Here is a 3,135-nt window from a genome sequence, read left to right as displayed (position 1 = left end):
AGCACGTGGTCCTCCGGGGGGCGAAAGGAGTGGGCCCACCGCAGGGCGGCGGGCAGGCCCCGGTTGGGGCCGGCGGCGAGGCGGACGGGGTTGGTGGTGGCGGTGCCGGCGGTGGGGCCGGTGATGGCGAGGGCTTCGCCGGTGGGCAGCCCGGCGAGGGCGGCGGGTCCGAGCGGGGGCGGGGTGTGGGCGGTGGTGTCGTCGGCCAGGGCCAGGGCCGGGTAGCGGTCGGGGGCGGTGTGCACGACGGCGTGGGCGAGGGTCTGCCGCCGGGTGGTGGCGACCAGGGCCCAGGTGTGGCCGGTGACGCGCAGGTCGCGGGTGAGGCTCAGGGGTACGGCGCCGGCGAGGACGCCGGGGTCGACGGTGGTGGCGGGTCGGGTGAACACCAGTACGGCGGGGCCGGCGGTGGCGGCGGTGCGGGCGGCGTCCTGCTCCTCCGCGGGGGTCCAGCGGTCGTCGTCGCCGATGACCACGACGGCCGGGTATCGCCAGCCGGGGTGGCGCAGGTAGTCGGCGGGCACTACCACGGTGGGTGGGGTGGTCAGGTGCCAGTCCTGCCAGCCGGTGGGTCGCCAGTCGAAGGTGATCGGGGTGTCGGGTCCGGTGGCGCGGTGGGCGAGCCAGCGATCGAGTTGTCCGGGTCGGTCGTCGCGGCCGGCGGTGGCGTTCCCGCCGGTGTGCAGCAGGTCCTGCCAGGAGGTGTAGAACTGTTCGTGCCGGTTGACGGCCAGGCCGACGGTGAGCAGGACGAGCAGCTCGGTGAGCAGGACGGCGGCGGGGCGTAGCAGCAGCCGGGCCCGGCGTAGCCGGTGCCAGCCGAACGCGGTGGCGCACGCGGCGGCGATGGTGGCGGTCGTGGCCAGGGCGAGCAGCGGTATGCCGGTGAGGGACATCTCGTTGCCTCCCGTCGTCGCACCATCGTTACCACGGGTGCCGGTGCGGCCGGTGGGGAACGCGCGGACCGGGGGCCACGGCGAGGCTGATTCTCGTCCGTTCGGCTGTGTGGTGGCCGAGGGGTTGCTGGGAGTGGGCTGGGTGGCGGAGCGTCGACCGCGCGGGTTCTTGCCGGGCCGGGCGGCGCGTGTCAGCTCATCCTCGGGTGTGTGCGCCGGTGGTGTGCGCGGGCTCGGGTGCGGCCGGTGGGGGTGCCGCTGCGGCCGGCTGGGGCCGTGGTCCGGTGGTCTGGACGATGATGACGGAGGCGAGCACGGTGACCGCGCCGGCGACCTGTGCCGGTGTGAGCCGCTGGTCGAGGACGAGCCAGCCGAGCGTCGTGGCCACGAGTGGGCTGAGTAGGCCGAGGAAGGTGACTTCGGTGGGGGAAAGCAGGCTGATCCCCCGGAACCACAGCGTGTAGGCGATGGCCGAGCCGACGATGGCGAGATAGGCGTAGCCGAGGGTGTTCTCCAGGGTCAGGTGTGCCGGGGGTGCGCCTTCGACCAGCAGGGTCACCGGTAGCAGCAGCAGGCCGCCGGCGACGAGTTGCCAACCGGTGCTGGCCAGCACGGGCACGGGCGGTGTCCAGCGTTTGCTCAGGACGACGCCGAGCGCCATGCTGATCGCGCCGCCGAGGGCGGCGGTCAGGCCGAGGGTGTCGATCTGCGCGTTGGCGCGCAGGACGAGCAGGCTGACGCCGGCGAAGCCGGCGACGGCGCAGAGTCCGACGCGCAGGGTGAGTCGCTGCGCGAGGAGGAGGGCCGCGAAGCCGGCGACCATGAGGGGTTGGATCGCGCCGACGGTGGCGGCGACGCCTCCGGGCAGCCGGTAGGCGGCGACGAAGAGCAGGGCGAAGAACGCGCCGATGTTCAACGCGCCGAGCACGGTGGCGCGCCACCACCAGTCGCCCGTGGGTAGGCGTCGGGTGATCGCGACCAGGGCCAGCCCGGCGGGGAGGGCGCGGATCGTCGCGGCGAGCAGGGGCCGTCCGGGTGGTAGGAGTTCGGTGGTCACCAGGTAGGTGGAGCCCCATACCGAGGGGACGGCGGCGGTGACCAGGATGACGGCGGTGCGATTGCTTAGCACTAAGGTAAAGTACCTCACCGGTGAGACATCCGGGAAGCCCGTGCCGCGAGCCGGGAAGGCGCGCGAGGCTACGCTGCTGCTGTGGCCGATCATGTTGATCACGTGCTGGAGCAGTGGGCTGCGGAACGTGCGGACCTGGACGTGTCGCCGATGGCGGTGATCGGGCGGCTGTCCCGGCTCGTCCGGGTGGTGAACGCGGAACTCAACCGCACCTTCGGCGCGCACGGCCTCGACGCCGCCTCCTTCGACGTGCTGGCCACGCTGCGGCGCGGCGGACGACCCTATCGGCTCACGCCCAGCGAGCTGATGCGGGACGCGATGGTGACCTCGGGAGCCGTCACCCAGCGGCTGGAGCGGCTCGAGAGCCGCGGGCTCATCGCCCGTACGCCGAGCACAACGGACCGGCGCGCGGTGCATGTCACCCTGACGGCGGAGGGCCTGGCGTTGATCGACCGGGTGCTGCCCGAGCACGTCGCGACGGAGCATCGGCTGCTGGCCGCCCTGCCGGCCGCGGAACGGGCGGTTCTCGCCGACACGTTGCGGTCGCTGCTGGAATCACTCGGTGACAGCCGGCGCTGACCCCTCGCACCCGCGCACAACAGGTGGCGGCACCGCTTCACCTGGCCAGTAGATCGTTCAGCACGGACGCGGCGGCGAGGGTGTCAGGGTGCTGCTCACCTAGGACTCTCGCACGGTCCCCCCGGACCGCGCGCATCGCTTCGATGGCGGTCGCCACGTCTCCGGCCTGCGCGGTGATCCGGGCCCGTCCGTAGCGTGTCGTGATCACCTCGGGGTGGAGCGGGTTGCCGTAGCCGGCCAGCCGGTCCTCGAGGAGGGTGTCCAGCTCAGCCAGGGCGGTGGCTGGATCGCCTAGTTCGGCTTTCAGCATGGCCATGTTGTAACGGGAGATCATCACGGTCGGGTGGTCCGCGCCGTTGACCCGCCGCTGGTCCTCGATCAGTTCCTCGTGCAACGCCAGCGAGTCCTGCGGGTCGCCCAGCTCCCAGGTGAAGCGGGCGATGTTCAGCCGCACCAACAGTGTGTTGGGATGGTCCTTGCCGCGGATGCGCTCCACGTCTGGCAGGAGGGTGCGGTAGGCGTCGAGGGCCT

4 protein-coding genes are annotated in these 3,135 nt (G+C 72.6%); 1 reads left to right on the top strand and 3 read right to left on the bottom strand.

What is annotated here, in order from left to right; genetic code table 11:
* Positions 1-896, bottom strand: an 896-nt coding sequence (locus ONA70_RS35570) for a hypothetical protein (RefSeq protein WP_265010865.1), incomplete at its 3' end; no start/stop codon positions are given.
* A gap of 196 nt (positions 897-1,092) precedes the next feature.
* Positions 1,093-2,025, bottom strand: coding sequence for an EamA family transporter (locus ONA70_RS35565; RefSeq protein WP_265010864.1), 933 nt, complete (start codon positions 2,023-2,025; stop codon positions 1,093-1,095).
* Positions 2,026-2,106: 81 nt separating this feature from the next.
* On the opposite strand from ONA70_RS35565, the gene ONA70_RS35560 reads away from it, so the two are divergent.
* Positions 2,107-2,604, top strand: a complete 498-nt coding sequence (locus ONA70_RS35560; protein WP_265010863.1) for a MarR family winged helix-turn-helix transcriptional regulator — start codon at positions 2,107-2,109, stop codon at positions 2,602-2,604.
* Positions 2,605-2,641: 37 nt separating this feature from the next.
* Here the strand turns inward: ONA70_RS35560 and ONA70_RS35555 are convergent.
* The coding region (locus ONA70_RS35555; protein WP_265010862.1) for a tetratricopeptide repeat protein at positions 2,642-3,135 on the bottom strand (494 nt) is incomplete at its 5' end.

Source organism: Micromonospora yasonensis, from assembly GCF_026013475.1.
GTDB lineage: Bacteria > Actinomycetota > Actinomycetes > Mycobacteriales > Micromonosporaceae > Micromonospora > Micromonospora yasonensis.
Note: the sequence above shows the minus strand (reverse complement) of the source record. Positions and strands in the feature narration are given on the sequence as shown.